Annotated in this window: 13 protein-coding genes and 3 pseudogenes; 7 read left to right on the top strand and 9 right to left on the bottom strand. The window is 67.9% G+C overall.

Going from position 1 to position 16,864, the window contains the following annotated elements; translation table 11 throughout:
- Positions 1-24: 24 nt before the first annotated feature.
- Positions 25-1,290 carry a fimbrial protein gene (locus tag BN118_RS18825; protein ID WP_227914943.1) on the bottom strand — a complete coding sequence of 422 codons (1,266 nt, stop codon included), beginning with the start codon at positions 1,288-1,290 and terminating at the stop codon, positions 25-27.
- A 157-nt stretch (positions 1,291-1,447) separates the two neighbouring features.
- On the opposite strand from BN118_RS18825, the gene BN118_RS18820 reads away from it, so the two are divergent.
- Positions 1,448-2,155, top strand: a complete 708-nt coding sequence (locus BN118_RS18820; RefSeq protein WP_014906127.1) for a response regulator — start codon at positions 1,448-1,450, stop codon at positions 2,153-2,155.
- The gene (risK, locus tag BN118_RS18815; protein ID WP_010927010.1) at positions 2,155-3,579 is read left to right on the top strand and encodes a sensor histidine kinase RisK; all 1,425 of its coding nucleotides are present in this window, start codon (positions 2,155-2,157) and stop codon (positions 3,577-3,579) included. The genes BN118_RS18820 and risK overlap by 1 nt, the downstream gene beginning before the upstream one ends.
- A gap of 16 nt (positions 3,580-3,595) precedes the next feature.
- Here the strand turns inward: risK and BN118_RS18810 are convergent.
- Both BN118_RS18810 and BN118_RS18805 read right to left on the bottom strand, forming a co-directional pair.
- Positions 3,596-4,653 (bottom strand): annotated as a pseudogene (locus BN118_RS18810) (cytochrome d ubiquinol oxidase subunit II).
- On the bottom strand, positions 4,650-5,990 hold the full coding sequence (locus BN118_RS18805) for a cytochrome ubiquinol oxidase subunit I (RefSeq protein WP_010931361.1): 1,341 nt from the start codon (positions 5,988-5,990) through the stop codon (positions 4,650-4,652). Before BN118_RS18805 ends, BN118_RS18810 begins: the two are co-directional and overlap by 4 nt.
- 115 nt (positions 5,991-6,105) lie before the next feature.
- On the opposite strand from BN118_RS18805, the gene BN118_RS18800 reads away from it, so the two are divergent.
- The 4 genes from BN118_RS18800 (at position 6,106) to minE (ending at position 10,042) form a co-directional block, all read left to right on the top strand.
- On the top strand, positions 6,106-7,869 hold the full coding sequence (locus tag BN118_RS18800; protein WP_003820957.1) for a glutamine--tRNA ligase/YqeY domain fusion protein: 1,764 nt from the start codon (positions 6,106-6,108) through the stop codon (positions 7,867-7,869).
- Positions 7,870-7,980: 111 nt separating this feature from the next.
- Positions 7,981-8,859 (top strand): septum site-determining protein MinC, encoded by an 879-nt coding sequence (gene minC / locus BN118_RS18795; protein WP_010931362.1) that lies wholly within the window; start codon positions 7,981-7,983, stop codon positions 8,857-8,859.
- 112 nt (positions 8,860-8,971) lie between these two features.
- Positions 8,972-9,787, top strand: a complete 816-nt coding sequence (minD, locus tag BN118_RS18790) for a septum site-determining protein MinD (RefSeq protein WP_003814250.1) — start codon at positions 8,972-8,974, stop codon at positions 9,785-9,787.
- 3 nt (positions 9,788-9,790) lie between these two features.
- Positions 9,791-10,042, top strand: coding sequence for a cell division topological specificity factor MinE (gene minE, locus BN118_RS18785; RefSeq protein WP_003814252.1), 252 nt, complete (start codon positions 9,791-9,793; stop codon positions 10,040-10,042).
- Between the two features lie 120 nt (positions 10,043-10,162).
- Here minE and BN118_RS18780 read toward each other — a convergent pair whose 3' ends face one another.
- The 5 genes and pseudogenes from BN118_RS18780 to BN118_RS18760 all read right to left on the bottom strand — a co-directional run bounded on the left by BN118_RS18780 (position 10,163) and on the right by BN118_RS18760 (position 15,121).
- Entirely contained in the window at positions 10,163-11,179 is a 1,017-nt protein-coding gene (locus BN118_RS18780) for an IS110-like element IS1663 family transposase (protein ID WP_010930525.1), read from the bottom strand.
- A 330-nt stretch (positions 11,180-11,509) separates the two neighbouring features.
- On the bottom strand, positions 11,510-11,731 hold the full coding sequence (locus BN118_RS18775) for a glycine zipper 2TM domain-containing protein (RefSeq protein ID WP_014906126.1): 222 nt from the start codon (positions 11,729-11,731) through the stop codon (positions 11,510-11,512).
- 197 nt (positions 11,732-11,928) lie between these two features.
- A complete protein-coding gene (locus BN118_RS18770) occupies positions 11,929-12,468 on the bottom strand; it encodes an isochorismatase family protein (RefSeq protein WP_014906125.1) in 540 nt (179 codons plus the stop codon).
- A gap of 20 nt (positions 12,469-12,488) precedes the next feature.
- Positions 12,489-14,109: pseudogene (ettA, locus tag BN118_RS18765) on the bottom strand (energy-dependent translational throttle protein EttA).
- Positions 14,110-14,203: 94 nt separating this feature from the next.
- Positions 14,204-15,121, bottom strand: a complete 918-nt coding sequence (locus tag BN118_RS18760; RefSeq protein ID WP_019247693.1) for a DMT family transporter — start codon at positions 15,119-15,121, stop codon at positions 14,204-14,206.
- A 112-nt stretch (positions 15,122-15,233) separates the two neighbouring features.
- Here BN118_RS18760 and BN118_RS19780 point away from each other — a divergent pair, with 112 nt between their 5' ends.
- Positions 15,234-15,749, top strand: coding sequence for a hypothetical protein (locus tag BN118_RS19780; protein WP_003814261.1), 516 nt, complete (start codon positions 15,234-15,236; stop codon positions 15,747-15,749).
- Between the two features lie 100 nt (positions 15,750-15,849).
- Here the strand turns inward: BN118_RS19780 and BN118_RS18755 are convergent.
- A pseudogene (locus tag BN118_RS18755) lies at positions 15,850-16,827 on the bottom strand (ABC transporter permease); the annotation flags it as partial.
- Between the last annotated feature and the right edge of the window lie 37 nt (positions 16,828-16,864).

Genomic DNA, 16,864 nt, shown 5'->3' with positions numbered 1-16,864 from the left:
GTTCGGATGAACCATGCATACAACCTATTGAATCTTCACACTTAGCGTGCCCCACCCGCTGATCGGCACGCCGGCCGACAAGGTATTGCGCATCTGCCGATGGGCGAAGCCGCCGTCCTGGAAACTGGCCAGGTCGCCGAAGCCGGCGCCCACTTCCTCGGTCGCCACGCCCAGCGTGACCGCGTCGTCGGCCAGGTTGACGTTGTAGCCGAACCGGTAGCGCCAGGCGTTGACCGCGTCGAAGGTGCTCTGGGTGGCGCCGGCCTGGAAGGTGCCCAGTTCGCCCGCCGCGTAAGTGGTGCCCACGCCGCGCGTGGTCAGCGAAGGCGCCGACTGCATCTGCCCTTCCAGCGTCAGGCTGGGGGTCAGCCCGTAGCGGACCATGCCGCTGCCCGCCGAGGCGCCATAGTCGACCGCGCCCGAGGTGGCGGCCGGATCCATGTTGTTCAGGCGCCCGAACACCGACGAATAACCCAGTTGCCCCTCGGGCAGCAGCCCGCCGGGGGAGAGCCGGTCGCTGAGTTGCACGCCGCCGATCGGCGCCGTGCTGCCCCAGCCCGGCGCCTTGGAAACGACGTTGCCCATGGCCAGCGAAGGGCCGGTCACGGGCCGGTAGACCCAGCTGCGGTCGCCGTAGCTGACGGTGGGCACGGCGCTGGCGGAGGAAAACCAGGGCCTGCGCGGCTGGGCCACGCCGGTCATGAGGTAGACCGAACGCTTGCCCGCCAGGTCGTCGGTTTCGAGACCGAAGGAGTAGTTCGGCTCGGCCGGCGGCACGTCGGGAAACAAGTCCTCGCAGCCCAGGGGCATGCTGGCGGGCGCATCGGCGCCGTCGCCGGCAGGCGGCAACGGCACGGCGGGGTCATGCCCGAGCGCCGGCGCGGCCGCGTGCACCGAGGCGTCGGCGCCGGTTTCCGCCGGCAGCATGCGGCAGGGTTCGGGAATGGCGCGCTCCTGCAGCACCGGCGCCAGCGCGACCGGCTGCGAGCTGGCCGGCGCCAGCACGGAGATGCCGTAGCGGGCGACGTCGTCGGCCGCGCGCGCATAGGCCCGCCCGGCGGGCCGGGGGGCCGCCGTCTCGGGCGGGGTGGTGTCGATCGCGGCAGGCTCGGGGCCGGCCTCGAGGCCCGCCGGGGCCCTGGAGATATCCGGCGGATCGGGCATGGCGCAGGCCGCCAGCGCCATATTGCCGGCCAGGACAGCGGCCACCGCCACGCGCGAGACGCCTCTGTGTTCGCGTTCGCAGGCAAGCATCACGCGCACCAGTGTAGGAATTCCCGAGCGAGGCATCTGTAAACTTTCTTGATAAATCGGCACGGGAACTGACCCGGCGCGGCGGCCAACGGGCCTGATTTTACGTCCGCGCGCGCCGGCTTCGCCGGCGCTGTCCGTTTCAGTCGATTTCCCGCCTCTTGCGGCGCCCGGGGCGCCGCGTCACTATGCGAACATGGACAATCCTCATACCAAGCTGCTGGTCGTCGACGACGACCCCGCCTTGCGGCAACTGCTGGCCGACTACCTCAACCGGCATGGCTACGACACCCTGCTGGCGCCCGACGCCAGCGACCTCGCCGCGCGCATCACGCGCTACGCCCCCGACCTGCTCGTCCTGGACCGCATGCTGCCGGGCGGCGACGGCGCCGACGCCTGCCGCCGCCTGCGCGACCAGGGCGAAGACATCCCCGTCATCCTGCTGACGGCGCGCGACGAAGCCGTGGACCGCATCATCGGCCTGGAAGCCGGCGCCGACGACTACCTCGGCAAGCCCTTCGACCCGCGCGAGCTGCTGGCGCGCATCGAAGCCGTGCTGCGGCGCAAGCGCGGCCCCTCGGCCCTGACCAAGGACGCCCCGGTCAGCTTCGGGCCCTTCGTATTCGATCCTGCCACGCGGCAATTGCTGCGCGATGACACGCCGGTCAAGCTGACCGGCGGCGAAATCAACCTGCTCGAAGCGCTGGTACGCAATGCCGGCAAGCCGCTCTCGCGCGAACGCCTGCTGGCGCTGGCGCTGGCGCGCGACGACGACGGCGGCGAGCGCAACGACCGCGCCATCGATATCGCCATCCTGCGCCTGCGGCGCGCCATCGAGGAAGACCCGAAGCAGCCGCGCTGGATCCAGACCGTGTGGGGCATCGGCTACCGGTTTTCGCCCTGATGAAACTGCTCCGCCTGCCGGCGCCGCGCTCGCTGCGCATGCGCCTGATCCTGCTGGTGCTGGGTTCGGTCCTGCTGGCGCAGGCCGCCACGCTGGCCACGGTGTCCTATTTCCGGCACAAATTCATGGAAGACGTGGCGATCGACTACATCGCCACCACCATCCGCACCTTGCGCGCCTCGCTGTCGCAGGTGCCGACCGACGAACGCGCGGAGTTCGTGCGCCAGGCTTCCGGCAACCAGTGGCGGCTCTGGTCGCGCTCGCTGCCGGCCGACGCGCGGCTGCAGCGCTGGCATCGCGGCCCCCAGGAAGACGAGGCCGAGCGCGAGCGGATGCGGCGCGAGTACGAACGCCGCCATCCGCCGCCCGACGACATCCGGCGCGACCTGCGCGGCCTGGTCAGCGAACTCAACGAGCGTCTCAGCGACGGCACCCGTGTGGCGCTGTCGCGCGGCCCCCGGCCGGAAATCTTCATCTCGCTGGCGCCCAGCCCCTCGCCCGACGACGCGCCGCCGCTGCGCGAATGGCTGGTCATCCCGCTCGAACGCCTGGATCCGCCCGTCGCCACCCCATTGATCGCATTCTGGGTCGGCGGGATCGGGCTGGTGCTGCTGCTGGCCGCCTGGTTTTCGTGGCACATCACGCGGCCGCTCACGCGCCTGGCCGACGCCGCCGACCAGCTGGCCGCCGGCCAGCCCCAGCGCGTCGAACCCTCGGGGCCGCATGAAACGCGCGTGCTGGGCGAACGCTTCAACGCCATGCTGGACGCGCTGGCCGAGTCCGACTCGGTGCGGCGCACGCTGCTGTCAGGGCTGCCGCACGACCTGAAGGGGCCGCTGTCGCGCATGTGGCTGCGCATCGAAATGGCCGACGACCCGACGCTCAAGGAAGGATTGCGCAAGGACCTGCAGGACATGCAGCACATGGTCGACCAGTTCATCGGCTTCGTGCGCGGCACCGACCCGGCCGCCTACCGCTACGCGCCGCTGGCGCTGGGCGAATGGCTGGCCGAGCGCGTGGGCGCATGGCAGGGTGCGGGCACCGACATCCGCCTGCAGGCGCCCGACAATGGCGCGCTGGGCATACAGGCAGACGCGGTGGCGCTGGGCCGCCTGCTGGACAACCTGATCGGCAACGCCCTGCATCATGGCGCGCCGCCGGTCGAGGTCAGCCTGCGGCGCGACGCGGACATGGCGGTGCTGGAAGTGTCGGACCACGGGCCCGGCATCGCGCCCGAGCGGCGCACCGAGGCGCTGCGGCCCTTCGCGAGGCTGGACGACGCCCGCACGCGCACCGGCAACGTCGGCCTGGGGCTGGCGCTGGCCGAGGCCATCGCGCGCGCCCACGGCGGCGGGCTCGAATTGCGCCAGGCGCCCTCGGGCGGCCTGCTGGTGCGCATTACCCTGCCGCTTGCGAAGGCTTGACCCGCCGGCCGCGCCGTCAGGCGCCCGGCGGCGGCAAGAGCGGCACCGGCCGGCGTTCCTTGCCGAACACCGAACGGTACGCCAGGATGTTGAATACCAGCACCACGGGCACCCCGATCATGGTGCCGGCCAGCACCAGCCGCATGGAATCCAGCGCGCCGCTGCCATCCCAGATGGTCATGTCGTCGAGGATCAGGTACGGGAAGAAGCTGTAGGCCAGGCCGCACAGCATCAGCACGAACAGCATCACGCACAGGACGAACGGCAGCCAGCTGAAGCCGTCGGCCTTGCCCGGCAGCCGCGCCAGCAGCATCTCGGCCGCCACGAAGCCCAGCAGCATGAGGGCCCAGACCATGGCGGCCACGCCCAGGTGGGCCGTATTGCTCCATTTGTAGAAGATGCCGGCGTTGGCCAGGCCCAGCGTCACGGCGATGGCCACCATGCCGGCGGCGGTCCAGCGGATCGAGTGCCGCGCCCAGCCGGCGGCGCGCCGCTGCAGCTCGCCGTCGACCCGCATGACCAGCCAGCACGCGCCCAGCAGCGCATACGCGGCCATGACGCACAGCCCGACGAAGAAGGCGAACCAGCCGTAGCCGGAGTCGGCCTGGTAGTCGGTGGCGATGCGCCCCAGCACCATGCCCTGGCCCAGCGCGGTCAGCAGCGACCCCACCCAGAACCCGAAGATCCAGCGCGGCTTGATCTCGGTGCGGGCGCGGATACGGAACTCGAACGACACGCTGCGCAACACCATGCCCAGCGCCATCACGGTCAATGGCCCGAACAGCTTGCCCAGCACCCCCCCCCCCAGGCGAACGGGAACGCCGAGACGAACAGCCCCAGCCCCAGCAGCGGCCAGAACTCGTTGGCATCGCGCCACGGGCTGAGCAGGCCCATCATGCGGCCGCGCTCTTCCGAGGGCGCCAGCTGCAGCAGCAGTCCGACGCCGATGTCGAATCCGTCGAGCACGATGCCGGCCGCCATCAGCAGCAGCAACAGCCCGACGAAAACCAGCGGCATCCAGAACGAGGGATCGTCGGGGCTCAGGCCCAGCGAGGCGGCCAGGGTCGCGATCATGAGGATCCTCCGGTCTTGCGCACGGGCACCACGCCATAGCGCGCGGCGTGAAACAGCATGCCCACGAACGCGGCCAGCAGCACGGCGTACAGCGCGATATGGCCGGCCAGGCTGTAGAGCAGCGCGGGCGTGGTCACCGGCCCCAGCACTTCGGACTGGGTCACGGCGCGATTGACGGCATACGGCTGCATGCCGGCCAGGTCGTAGCACCAGGTGGCCACGACTCCGAGCGCGCCGGCGAACATCAGCAGCGAAAGCACGCGCAGCCACCAGCGCGGCAGGGCCACCGGATCGAAACCGCGCCGGCAGGTCAGCGCCAGGGTGGCGCACGAGGCCGCCAGCATCAGCAGGCCCAGTCCCAGCGCCAGCCGCAAGGACCAGAACGTGAAGGCCACGGGCGGCTGCATGCCGGAGAATTTGTCCAGGCCCAGGTAGCCGAGCGAAGCGTCGCGGTGCAGCCAGCGCCCGCCCGCCCCGGCCAGCGAGACCGCGGCCAGGTTGGCCTGGGCGCGGGCGCTGGGCCAGCCGAACACCACCAGCTCGGGCTCGGCGCCGCTGTGCCAGAAGCCCGCCGCGGCGGCGGCCTTGGCCGGCTGCAGGCGCGCCGTGACCTCGCCCATGCCGGCGGCCACCGGCCCCAGCAGCAGCGAGGCCAGCAGCGCGACGGTCAGGCCGGCGCGAAAGGCGTGGCGCTCGCCGTCGTCCAGCGGGCGGCGCAGGGCCTGCATGGCGGTCACGCCCAGCATCAGGAACCCGGCCGTCAGGAAAGCGCCCAGCACGGTCAGGCCCAGGCGCCAGCCGAACGACGGATTCAGGACCACCGCGCGCCAGTCGTATACCTGGTAGCGGCCGTCGATCAGGACCGCGCCGTCAGGCGTCTGCAGCCAGGAAAACAGGGCCAGCACCCAGCCCACCGCCACCAGCTGCCCGATCGCCACCATCAGCACGGCCAGCGTATGGGCGGCGTCGGAGACCCGGCGCTGGCCAAACAGCATCACGCCCAGGAAGCACGACTTGACGATGAAGATCGACAGCACGCCGTAGCCCAGCAAGGGACCGGCCAGGTTGCCGATCTTGTCCATCAGGCCCGACCAGAGGCTGCCCAGCTGGATCAGCACCGGCACCGCGCAGGCCAGCGCCAGCACGAACGCCAGCGCGAAGATGCGCACCCAGAAGCGGTAGGCGGCCGTCCAGCCGGACTGTCCCGACCAGCGGGCGCGCAGCTTGAAGAACAGCAGCAGCCAGGCCAGCGCCAGCGATATCGCCAGGAACAGCGCCAGAAAGCCCAGGCTTGCCGTGAACTGCGCGCGTGCCAGCAGGAGTGGAGGGATATTCATGATGGGCGGTAGTTTAGAGCCTGTTTCCGGCATGTGGGGGACGGCTTGCAACAGTGTTTCCGCGCGAACGTGGCAAAATTGACTCTTTGTCGCCGCTTTTTCCTATTCTTTCAGAATGACCCACGCCCCGACGCCGCCTGCCGCCAGCAATTTCCTGCGCCCGATCATCGAAGACGACCTGCAAGCGAACCGCTTCCAGGGCAAACTGTGGGCCGGCAAACCCGGCCCGGCCGCGCTGCAGGCACAGGGACAGCCCGACCCGGCGCGCATCCGCACCCGCTTTCCGCCGGAGCCCAACGGCTACCTGCACATCGGCCACGCCAAGAGCATCTGCGTGAACTTCGGGCTGGCGCGCGACTACGGCGGCGTCTGCCACCTGCGCTTCGACGACACCAACCCCGAGAAGGAAGAGCAGGAGTACGTCGACGCCATCATCGAGGCCGTGCATTGGCTGGGCTTCGATTGGCAGGCCGATGGCAATGACAACCTGTATTTCGCCAGCGACTACTTCGAATTCATGTACGAGTTCGCCGAGGCGCTGGTGCAGGCCGGCCACGCCTACGTCGACGAGCAAAGCGCCGAAGAGATCCGCGCCAGCCGCGGCACGCTGACCGAGCCGGGCACCGACTCGCCATGGCGCGACCGCCCGGCCGACGAGTCGCTGCTGCGCCTGCGCGAGATGCGCGACGGCAAGCATCCCGACGGCAGCCTGGTGCTGCGCGCCCGGATCGACATGGCCTCGCCCAACATCAACCTGCGCGACCCGGTCATGTACCGCGTGCGCCATGCCACCCACCACCGCACCGGCAACGCATGGTGCATCTACCCGATGTACAGCTGGGCCCATCCGGTGGAAGACGCCCTGGAAGGCATCACCCACAGCATCTGCACGCTGGAATTCGAAGACCAGCGGCCGTTCTATGACTGGATCCTGGCGCGCCTGGCCGAGCTGGGCAAGCTGGCGCGCCCGCTGCCGCACCAGTACGAGTTCGCCCGGCTGAACCTGACCTACGTGGTCACCAGCAAGCGCAAGCTGCTGCAACTGGTGCGCGAAGGCTACGTGGATGGCTGGGACGACCCGCGCATGCCGACGCTGTTCGGCCTGCGCCGGCGCGGCTACACGCCGTCCTCGATCCGGCTGTTCTGCGACCGCACCGCGGTATCGAAGTCGGATTCGCGCATCGACTACAGCCTGCTCGAGCAGGCGGTGCGCGACGACCTCGACCCGGTGGCGCCGCGCTCGGTCGCGGTGCTGGACCCGCTCAAGCTGGTGATCACCAATTACCCGGAAGGCCGCAGCGAGACCTGCTCGGCCCCGCGCAACCCGCACGATCCGCAGGCCGGCGTGCGCGAATTCCCGTTCACGCGTGAGCTGTGGATCGAGCAGGACGACTTCCGCGAAGAGCCGCCCAAGAAGTACTTCCGCCTGTTTCCCGGCAACACGGTGCGGCTGAAGTACGGCTACGTGGTGCGCTGCACCGGCTTTACCAAGGACGAATCAGGCAAGGTCGTGGAAGTGCAGGCCGAATACCTGCCGGACACCAAGAGCGGCACGCCGGGCGCCGACAGCGTCAAGGTCAAGGGCAATATCACCTGGGTGAGCGCGGCCCACGCCGTACCGGCCCAGGTACACCTGTACGACCGGCTGTTCGCCGACGCGCATCCCGACGGCGGCGACAAGGACTTCCTGGCCTGCCTGAACCCCAATTCCAAGCAGACCGTGCAGGCCTGGCTGGAGCCGGGCATCGAGGCCGTCCCTGGCGCCACGTGGCAGTTCGAGCGGCTGGGCTATTTCACGGTGGACAGCAAGGACTCCCGCCCCGAGGCGCCGGTCCTGAACCGCATCGTGACCCTGCGCGACTCCTGGCAGGCGGCCTGACCGCGCGCCAGGACGCTCCGCGCGGCGCTGGCCGGGTTATCATGCCCGACAATCCGCTGTCGCCGGCCGCCCTCCGCTTCGGGCCGGCGGCCGGCGCTTCCATTCCAATCCATGAACACTGAATCCCTCGCCCTGGACTTCAAGAGCGCCACGCTCTATGCCATTCGCGTGGTGCTGCACGATGCCGACACCACTCGCCTGCGCGCCGCGCTGGACAAGCGCATGGCCGATGCCGGCAGCTTCTTCGAGAACGAGCCGGTGGTCATCGATGCCACCCGCGTCGATGCGCCGGTGGACTGGCCCGCCCTGCTGCAGGCCCTGGCCGACCACAATCTGCCGCCCATCGGCGTGGTGGCCGAGGGCGCCAACCTGCAGGGCGCCCGCGATGCCGGACTGGTGCCGGTCGAGCTGTCGACCTCGGTGGCCCGCGCGCCCCAGGTGATCGACACGGCGCCGCCCAACGATGTGGCCACGCCGGTGCCGTCCGTGCCCGAGGCGACCGCCGAGGCCACGGCCAAGGCCGGCCCGCAGGACGACGAAGCGGACGGCGAGCAGGCCGACGAAGCGCCCGCGCACAACCCCGAGTCGGTGCCGACGCGCGCGGCGCGCGAGACCACCGAAGCCAACCGCCCTACCGCCACGCCGCCCCAGTCCTCGTCGGCGCTGGTCATCACCAAGCCCCTGCGCTCGGGCCAGCGCGTCTATGCGCGCCATACCGACCTGATCGTGATCGGCATGGTCAGCCAGGGCGCCGAAGTCATCGCCGACGGCAACGTGCACGTGTACGGCCCGCTGCGCGGCAAGGCCATGGCCGGCGCGCGCGGCGACACCTCGGCGCGCATCTTCACCACGCAGCTCGATGCCGAACTGCTGGCCGTGGCCGGCGTGTACCGGGTGGTGGAGGACAAACTGGACCGGGCGTTGCATAACCAGCCGGCCCTGGTGCGGCTCGACGGCGACACCTTGCGCATCGAGGCGCTGAAGGGTTGAAACGACACCAGGCGAACGGCATACGACTGCCTACATCTTGTAAGAAGCCTTCATACGCTTTTTGCTTTACGATAACGCGATTTGTACGCACATAAATAAGGGTTCGAGCGTCATGACACGTATTGTTGTGGTGACTTCCGGCAAGGGCGGGGTGGGCAAGACCACCACCAGCGCCAGCTTTTCCGCTGGCCTCGCAATGCGAGGCCACAAGACCGCTGTCATCGACTTCGATGTCGGCTTGCGCAACCTGGACCTCATCATGGGGTGCGAGCGCCGCGTCGTCTACGACTTCGTCAACGTGATCCAGGGCGAGGCGTCCCTCAAGCAGGCGCTCATCAAGGACAAGCAACTCGAGAACCTGTTCATCCTGCCCGCCTCGCAGACCCGCGACAAGGACGCGCTGACGCAGGAAGGCGTCGAGAAGGTGATCGACGAGCTCAAGGAAATGGGCTTCGACTACATCGTCTGCGACTCGCCCGCCGGTATCGAGGCGGGCGCGCTGATGGCCGCCTATTTCGCCGACGACGCGCTGGTCGTGACCAACCCCGAAGTATCGTCGGTGCGCGACTCCGACCGCATCCTGGGCATCCTGGCCGCCAAGTCGCGCCGCGCCGTGCAGGGCGACGAGCCGGTCAAGGAATACCTGCTGCTGACCCGCTACAACCCCAAGCGCGTCAACGACGGCGAAATGCTGTCGCTGAGCGACATCGAGGATATCCTGCGCATCAAGCTGATCGGCGTGATCCCGGAATCCGAAGCCGTGCTGCAGGCCTCCAACCAGGGCCTGCCCGCCATCCACCTCAAAGATACCGACGTCTCCGAAGCCTACAAGGACGTCGTGGCGCGCTTCCTGGGCGAAGAACGCTCGCTGCGCTTTACCGACTATGAAAAGCCTGGCTTGTTGAAGCGGCTGTTCGGGGGAAAGTAAGCAATGTCCTTCCTGTCGTTTCTGCTCGGTCAGAAGAAGTCCTCGGCCAGCGTCGCCAAAGAACGTCTTCAGATCATCCTGGCCCACGAGCGCGGCCGCGGCGACTCGCCGGACTACCTGCCGCAACTGCAGCAGGAGCTGGTTGCCGTCATTTCGAAATACGTCAAGATCGACCCCGAAGACATCAAGGTCCACCTCGAACGCCAGGACACCCTGGAAGTGCTCGAGGTCAAGATCGAAATGCCGCAAAACTGAATACTCGGGTGCCTGTCCCCGCACGGGGGACAGGCACCCGCTGAATCTTGGTCCCCGCACACGGGACAGCCGCCCGCTGAATCTTGGTCCCCGCACGGGGGACAGATACCGTCTTGGCAGTCAACCGTTCATGGCGTAATTGGGCTGGTAGGGGATGCGGTTTTTGAGGACCCCGAAGCACAGATGCACCAGTTTTCTCATGGCCGCGCCCAGCGCGGCCTTTTTGCTTTTTCCTGCTTTGAGCAGGCGCTGGTAAAGGGCGCGGATGTGGGGGTTGTGGCGGGTCCCAACCAGGGCCGCCATGTATAACGTGGCGCGCACCTGGGAGGGGCCGGCTTTGGACAGGCGTGCGCAGCTGTTCAGACTGCTGCCGGATTGGCGCTGCACAGGGACCACCCCGAGATAGGCGGCCAGGCTCTGGGCGGAGTCGATATGCCGATTGTGCATGACGGCCAGGATGGCGTTGCCGGCCTGAGGCCCGATGGCGGGGATGGAGTTCAGCAGCTCGCAGTCTTGCTTGAGGTCGGGGTGGTTGTCGATGTGCTGATCGATCGCCCGCTCGATTTGTTTGATCTGTTCGCGCAAGAACGCGATGGCCTTGTCGATGGAACCATCGACCAAGGGCGCCGAGGGGCTGAACTGGCTCTTCTCTTTGCGATTGAGCTCACGCAACAGATCCTTGCTCAGCGCCTCGCGTCGCGTCAACAAGGCGCGCAGTTGACGCGCATGCAAGGGCGCCGGGTGCCACAGCGCCGGGCTCAGCGTCTGTCCATAGCGAGCCAGCACGTAGCTGTCGAGCGCATCATTTTTGGAGCGCAGCGCCAAGGCCTTGGCAAAGTCCCGGGCCTGGGCGGGATTGACCAAAGAGACCCGGACCTGGGGCAGCGCCGTGGCCGCTTGCTCGTGATACAGACCCGTAGGCTCCAGGATGGCGTGCAACTGCGCCGGCTGTGCGCCGTGTTTGGCGCACCACGCCAGCAGGGCTTGTACGCCCGCGGCGGTGTTGACCACCACCTTGGTCTTACGCTTGTCAGCCTCAGCCGTCAGCAACGTGCAATCCAGCTTGGCCTTTGATACATCAATACCTATGAAAACATGGACTTGGCCTCCTGCAGATAACAAACTGCTGTCAGCCACTGCGCCCACTTGCCTTGTACATACAGGGTCCTCGCCCTACGATACCGTCCAGTGTCTCGCCGGCCCAGCAGTGCGCTGCCGAGCCGCTATCTGTCCCACAAAGTCCTCGCTTTGGGCACCAACTCGCGGTCATCGGCGCGCGGTGGTGATAGCTAATCACCACCGGAGGAAAGATACAAGGCTCCCGCTGAATCTTGCTCCCGCACGCGGGACAGCCACCCGCTGAACCCATGCCGGCCGCCTCCCCCGACGGCGCCTCGGCAGCCACGAAAAACCCGGCCGAAGCCGGGTTTCTCGTTGAGGCGCGGAGTTGAGGCGCGGGGCGCGGATCTACTTGCCGACCTGGTCGCCGATCACGCCACCGATGGCGGCGCTGCCGACCGTGCCGAGAATGCCGCCGTTGGTGATCACGGCGCCCGCCACGCCACCCAGTGCGGCACCGCCCACGGTGCTCTTCTGGCGGCGGCTCATGCTGTCCCAGGACGAGCAGCCGGCCATGGAAACGGCCAGCAAGGCGGCCATGCAGGCTTTGGAGAGGGTACCGATCTTCATAACAAGCTCCTATTCTTGTGCCGGGATAGCGCACCAGCAGCGAAGCGAGCGCAACACGCACAAAGCGCGTCCCATGAAACTTAGAGCCTACAGAATCGCAAAATACTGCACCGGATGCTGTTAGGTTTGCCCAGGAATTGTGTCAATGGGTAGGCAATCCCGCCCGGATGCAGGCAGGTTGTTGCCGGAACGCGCGTTCATTTGACCAAACGTAACACGTCGCGAAACTTGGGATGTTCGCAAGTTTCCATCCATTCGAAAATCGCCATCTCGGTGGTGACGATTTCGGCGCCGGCGCCGCGCGCGCGGCGCAAGGCCGCATGGTGATCGGCCGGCTTGCGCGAGCCGGCGGCATCCGAGACCAGCAAGGCGCGGTAGCCTTCCTCGAGCAGGCCCAGCACGGTTTGCAGCACGCAGATGTGCGCTTCGCAGCCGGCCACGAGTATGGTCTTGCGGGCCGGCGGCAGCCAGGCGGTGAAACCGGGCTCGCGCGTGGCCGAGAAATGCATCTTGGGGAAACGGGCCTGGATCTGCGTGTCCAGCGGCGCCACCGTGACGCCCAGCATGCGCGCATGGTGTTCGGTGGCCACCACGGGGACATCCAGCAGGCGGGCCGCCTGCGCCGGCTTGTGCGCGGCGGCCAGCACGGCCTGGCCGTCGTGGATGGCGGGCATGAGGCGGCCCTGCATGTCCACGATGAGCAGCGTGGCCTGGTTGGCTTGCAGCAGTGCGGACATGCGGACCTCCGGTTGCGGCCTTACTTGAGGGCCTTGTAGCGCAGGCGCTTGGGCTTGGCGCCCTCCTCGCCCAGGCGGTGCTTCTTGTCGGCTTCGTACTCCTGGTAGTTGCCGTCGAAGAACACCACTTGCGAATCGCCCTCGAACGCCAGGATGTGGGTGGCGATCCGGTCCAGGAACCAGCGATCGTGGCTGATCACCATGACGCTGCCCGGGAACTCGAGCAGCGCGTCTTCCAGCGCGCGCAGCGTTTCGACGTCCAGGTCGTTGGACGGTTCGTCCAGCAGCAGCACGTTGCCGCCGGCGATGAGGGTCTTGGCCAGGTGCAGGCGGCCGCGCTCGCCGCCGGACAATTGCCCGACGATCTTGTTCTGGTCGCCGCCCTTGAAGTTGAAGCGGCCCAGGTAGGCGCGCGAGGGCATTTCGAACTTGCCCACGGTCAGCAGGTCGGCGCCGTCGGCCACCGCGTCGAACACAGTCTTGTTGCCCTCGAGCGAATCGCGCGACTGGTCCACGTAGGCCAGCTTGACCGTCTGGCCCAGCTTCACTTCGCCCGAATCGGGCTGCTCGCGGCCGGCCAGCATGCGAAACAGCGTGGACTTGCCCGCGCCGTTGGGGCCGATGATGCCGACGATGGCGCCGGCCGGCACCTTGAAGCTGAGGTCGTCGATCAGCAGGCGGTCGCCCACCGGAATGAAGATTTCCTGGGTTTCGTTGCGCTTCTGGTATTCGTACGAGGACAGCTCCTCGAAGCGGGCGATACGCGCCTTGGCCTTGGCCTGGCGGCCCTTGGGGTTCTGGCGCACCCACTCCAGTTCCTTCTTGATGGTCTTCTGGCGCGCGGACTCGGTGGCCTCTTCCTGCTTGAGGCGGTCTTCCTTCTGCTCCAGCCAGGAACTGTAGTTGCCTTTCCAGGGGATGCCGTAGCCGCGGTCCAGTTCGAGGATCCACTCCGCCGCGTTGTCGAGGAAGTAGCGGTCGTGGGTCACGGCCACCACGGTGCCAGGGAACTTGTGCAGGAACTGCTCCAGCCACTCCACGCTTTCCGCGTCGAGGTGGTTGGTGGGCTCGTCCAGCAGCAGCATATCGGGCTTGGACAGCAGCAGGCGGCACAGCGCCACGCGGCGTTTTTCGCCCCCCCGACAGCTTGACCACCATCGCGTCCCAGGGCGGCAGGCGCAGGGCGTCGGCGGCGATTTCCATCTGGTGCTCGATATCGTCGGCGCCGCTGGACGCGGCGGCGGCGATGACGGCCTCCAGCTCGGCCTGCTCGGCCGCCAGGGCATCGAAATCCGCATCCGGCTCGGCGTAGGCGGCGTAGACCTCGTCAAGGCGCTGCTTGGCGTTGAAGACGGCGCCCAGGCCCTCTTCCACCGACTGGCGCACCGTATGTTCGGGGTTGAGTTCGGGCTCCTGCGGCAGGTAGCCGATGTTCAGCCCCGGCATGGGGATGGCTTCGCCTTCGATTTCCTTGTCCACGCCGGCCATGATCTTGAGCAGCGTGGATTTCCCCGAGCCGTTCAGGCCCAGCACGCCGATCTTGGCGCCAGGAAAAAAGGAAAGGGAGATGTCGCGCAGGATCTGCCGCTTGGGCGGCACGATCTTGCCGACACGGTTCATCGTGTAGACGTATTGGGCCATGGACTCAGGGTCGGAAAAAGACAGTGATATACCGGAACAAGCCCTGATTGTAGGCCGGAACCCGCCGGCCCACCGCAGGCCGGCCGCAACGGCCTCAGGCGCGGCGCCGCGCGGGGCGCCACTGGGCCAGGCTGACGCCGGCCAGCGCCATCAGGCCGCCGGCAATGTGATACAGGTGCGGCGTTTCGCCCAGGAAGGCGGCGGCGATGGCGACCGTGACGACCGGCATCAGGTTGAGGAAGATGCTGGCCCGGTTGGGTCCCAGGTAGCGCACCCCCTGCATCCACAGAAATGGCGCGAACAGCGACGGGAAAATGCCTGCATACAGGACCAGCGGGATGTTCTGCGCATTCAGGGACGAGGCCGGCGTCAGCAGGAATGCCGGCAACTGGAACACAATGCCGAACAGCACCTGCACGAACAGCGACTGCCACGGCCCGACCGACATCGGCCACTTGCGCAACAGCACGCCGTAGAGCGCATACGCCAGCGCCGCCAGCCCCATCAGCGCGTCGCCGCGGCTGCCGCCCAGCGCCAGCAGGCGCAGCGGATTGCCCTCGCCCAGCAGGATGCCCAGCCCCGCGAGCGAGACCACGGCGCCGAGGATGGCGGTGAGCGCCGGCCGTTCGCGCAGCACCAGCGAGCCGACCACGACCGTCAGCAAGGGAACCATGGCGGTGATGATGCCCATGTTGGTGGCGGTGGTCGTGCCCGCCGCCACGTACATCAGGCCCTGGTACAAGGCCATGCCGAGGCCGCCCAGGACCGCCAACCTGCCGAGGTTGGGCCGGATCTGCGGCCATTGCCGCAGCACTCCGGGCAGGGCGAACGGCGCCAGCAGCAGGCCGGCCAGCACCCAGCGGTAGAAACCGATGGAGGCTGGCGCGATCACGTCGGCCGCCATTTTGGTTACCACCATGTTGACCGACCAGATCGTCGTCGCCAGCAGGGGAAACGCCATGTGGCGCGGCTGCGGCTGGGCGGCGCCGGGCGGCGAAGGGATGCTGCGCATCGAAAATCCGGAATTGGGGAAACCCCGCGATGTTAGCGCAGAGCCGCCATGCGCCCGGCCGCGGAAAGCGCGACAATACGGGCTGCCTTTCGTTGTCCCACCAGGAATCACCATGTCCGCCTCCGCCCAGCCGCCCGCCTCGCTCACGCATTTCAGTCCCGCCGAACTGGACATGCTGGCCAAGACCGCCGACGCGCTCAGCGCCTATCTGGGCAAGCCGGTGCTGGCCGAAGTGGCGCTCGGCGACGAAGGCACCGAATGGGTCACGTTCGGGGTCGCGCTGGATACCGACGCCGACGAAACCGACGACGCCGCGCCGCATGTCCAGATGGGCGGCGCCGGCGCGCGCCTGCTGGGCGGGCGCGGCGGCCTGCCCGACTCCGACACGGAAAGCTATGACTGCCTGTATCTGTGGGCGGTGCAGATTTCGCTCGTCGAAGGCGAGCGTTTCATCAAGCTGGACCAGGACGGCGACGAATGCGCCTGGTCGGACCAGCTCACCGATGTGCTGCCGTTCGCGCTGAGCGAAGACGAGCTGCCGCCGGACGACGACGAAGACGACGAGGACGACGAGGACGGGGCCGACGACGACGGTCCCGGCCACAACGGCGATACACACCGTCACTAAGCGGGCAGGCATCGGGCGGATTTTGCGGTAGTCTGGCTTCTGTCCGGGCGGCCATGCAGCAACCGTCCCGCCAGCCGGCCGGCCCAGGCCGCGCGGCCGATCCGTTGCGCGACAGCCCGGAACGCAGGCGCGGGTCGACGACGAAATACAGCAGATCGACGATCAGGTTTATCACCACGAACACCAGCGCGATCAGGCACAGATAGGCCGCCATCACGGGCACGTCGGCGAACTGCACCGCCTGGATGAACAGCAGCCCCATGCCGGGCCACTGGAATACGGTCTCGGTGACGATGGCGAACGCGATGATGCCGCCCAGCTGCAGGCCGGTGATGGTAATGACGGGCACCATGGTGTTCTTCAGCGCGTGGCCGAAATGGATGGCGCGCTGGCGCAGGCCGCGCGCGCGGGCGAACTTGATGTAGTCCGAGCGCAGCACTTCCAGCATCTCGGAACGCACCAGCCGCAGCACCAGCGTCATCTGGAACAGCGACAGCGTGATCGAGGGCAGGATCAGGTGCTTCCACCCCGTGGCGGTGAACAGCCCCGAGGTCCACCAGCCGAAGCTGACGGTATCGCCGCGGCCGTAGCTGGGCAGCCAGCCCAGCTGCACCGAGAACACCAGGATCAGCAGGATGCCGATCAGGAAGGTGGGCAGGGATACGCCCAGCAGGGACCCGGCCAGCACCAGCTGCGCCAGCAGGCCGTGGCGGCGCAGCGCCGTGTACACGCCCAGCGGCAGGCCGACGACCAGCGCGAGAACCGCCGCCACCAGCGACAGCTCCAGCGTGGCGGGCAGGCGGGCCTGGATCAGGCTGGAGACCTTCTCGCTCTGGCGCAGCGAAATGCCGAAATCGCCCTGCAGGGCGTTGCCGACGAAGCGGGCGAACTGGACCGGCGGCGCGTCGTCCAGGCCGAGGCGCTCGCGCAGCTCGACCCGCTCGGCGTCGGTGGCGTCCTGCCCCAGCATGATGGTGACGGGATCGCCGACGTATTGGAAAAGCACGAAAGCCAGCAGGGCGACGGTGAGCATGACCGCCGCGGCCTGCAGGATGCGGCGCAGAATGAATGCAAGCATGGCAACTCGATACGGGGTGCGGCGCCGCCAGGCGCCG

The organism is Bordetella pertussis 18323, from assembly GCF_000306945.1.
GTDB classification, from domain to species: Bacteria; Pseudomonadota; Gammaproteobacteria; order Burkholderiales; family Burkholderiaceae_B; genus Bordetella; species Bordetella pertussis.
This window is presented reverse-complemented; position numbering and strand designations above follow the sequence as displayed.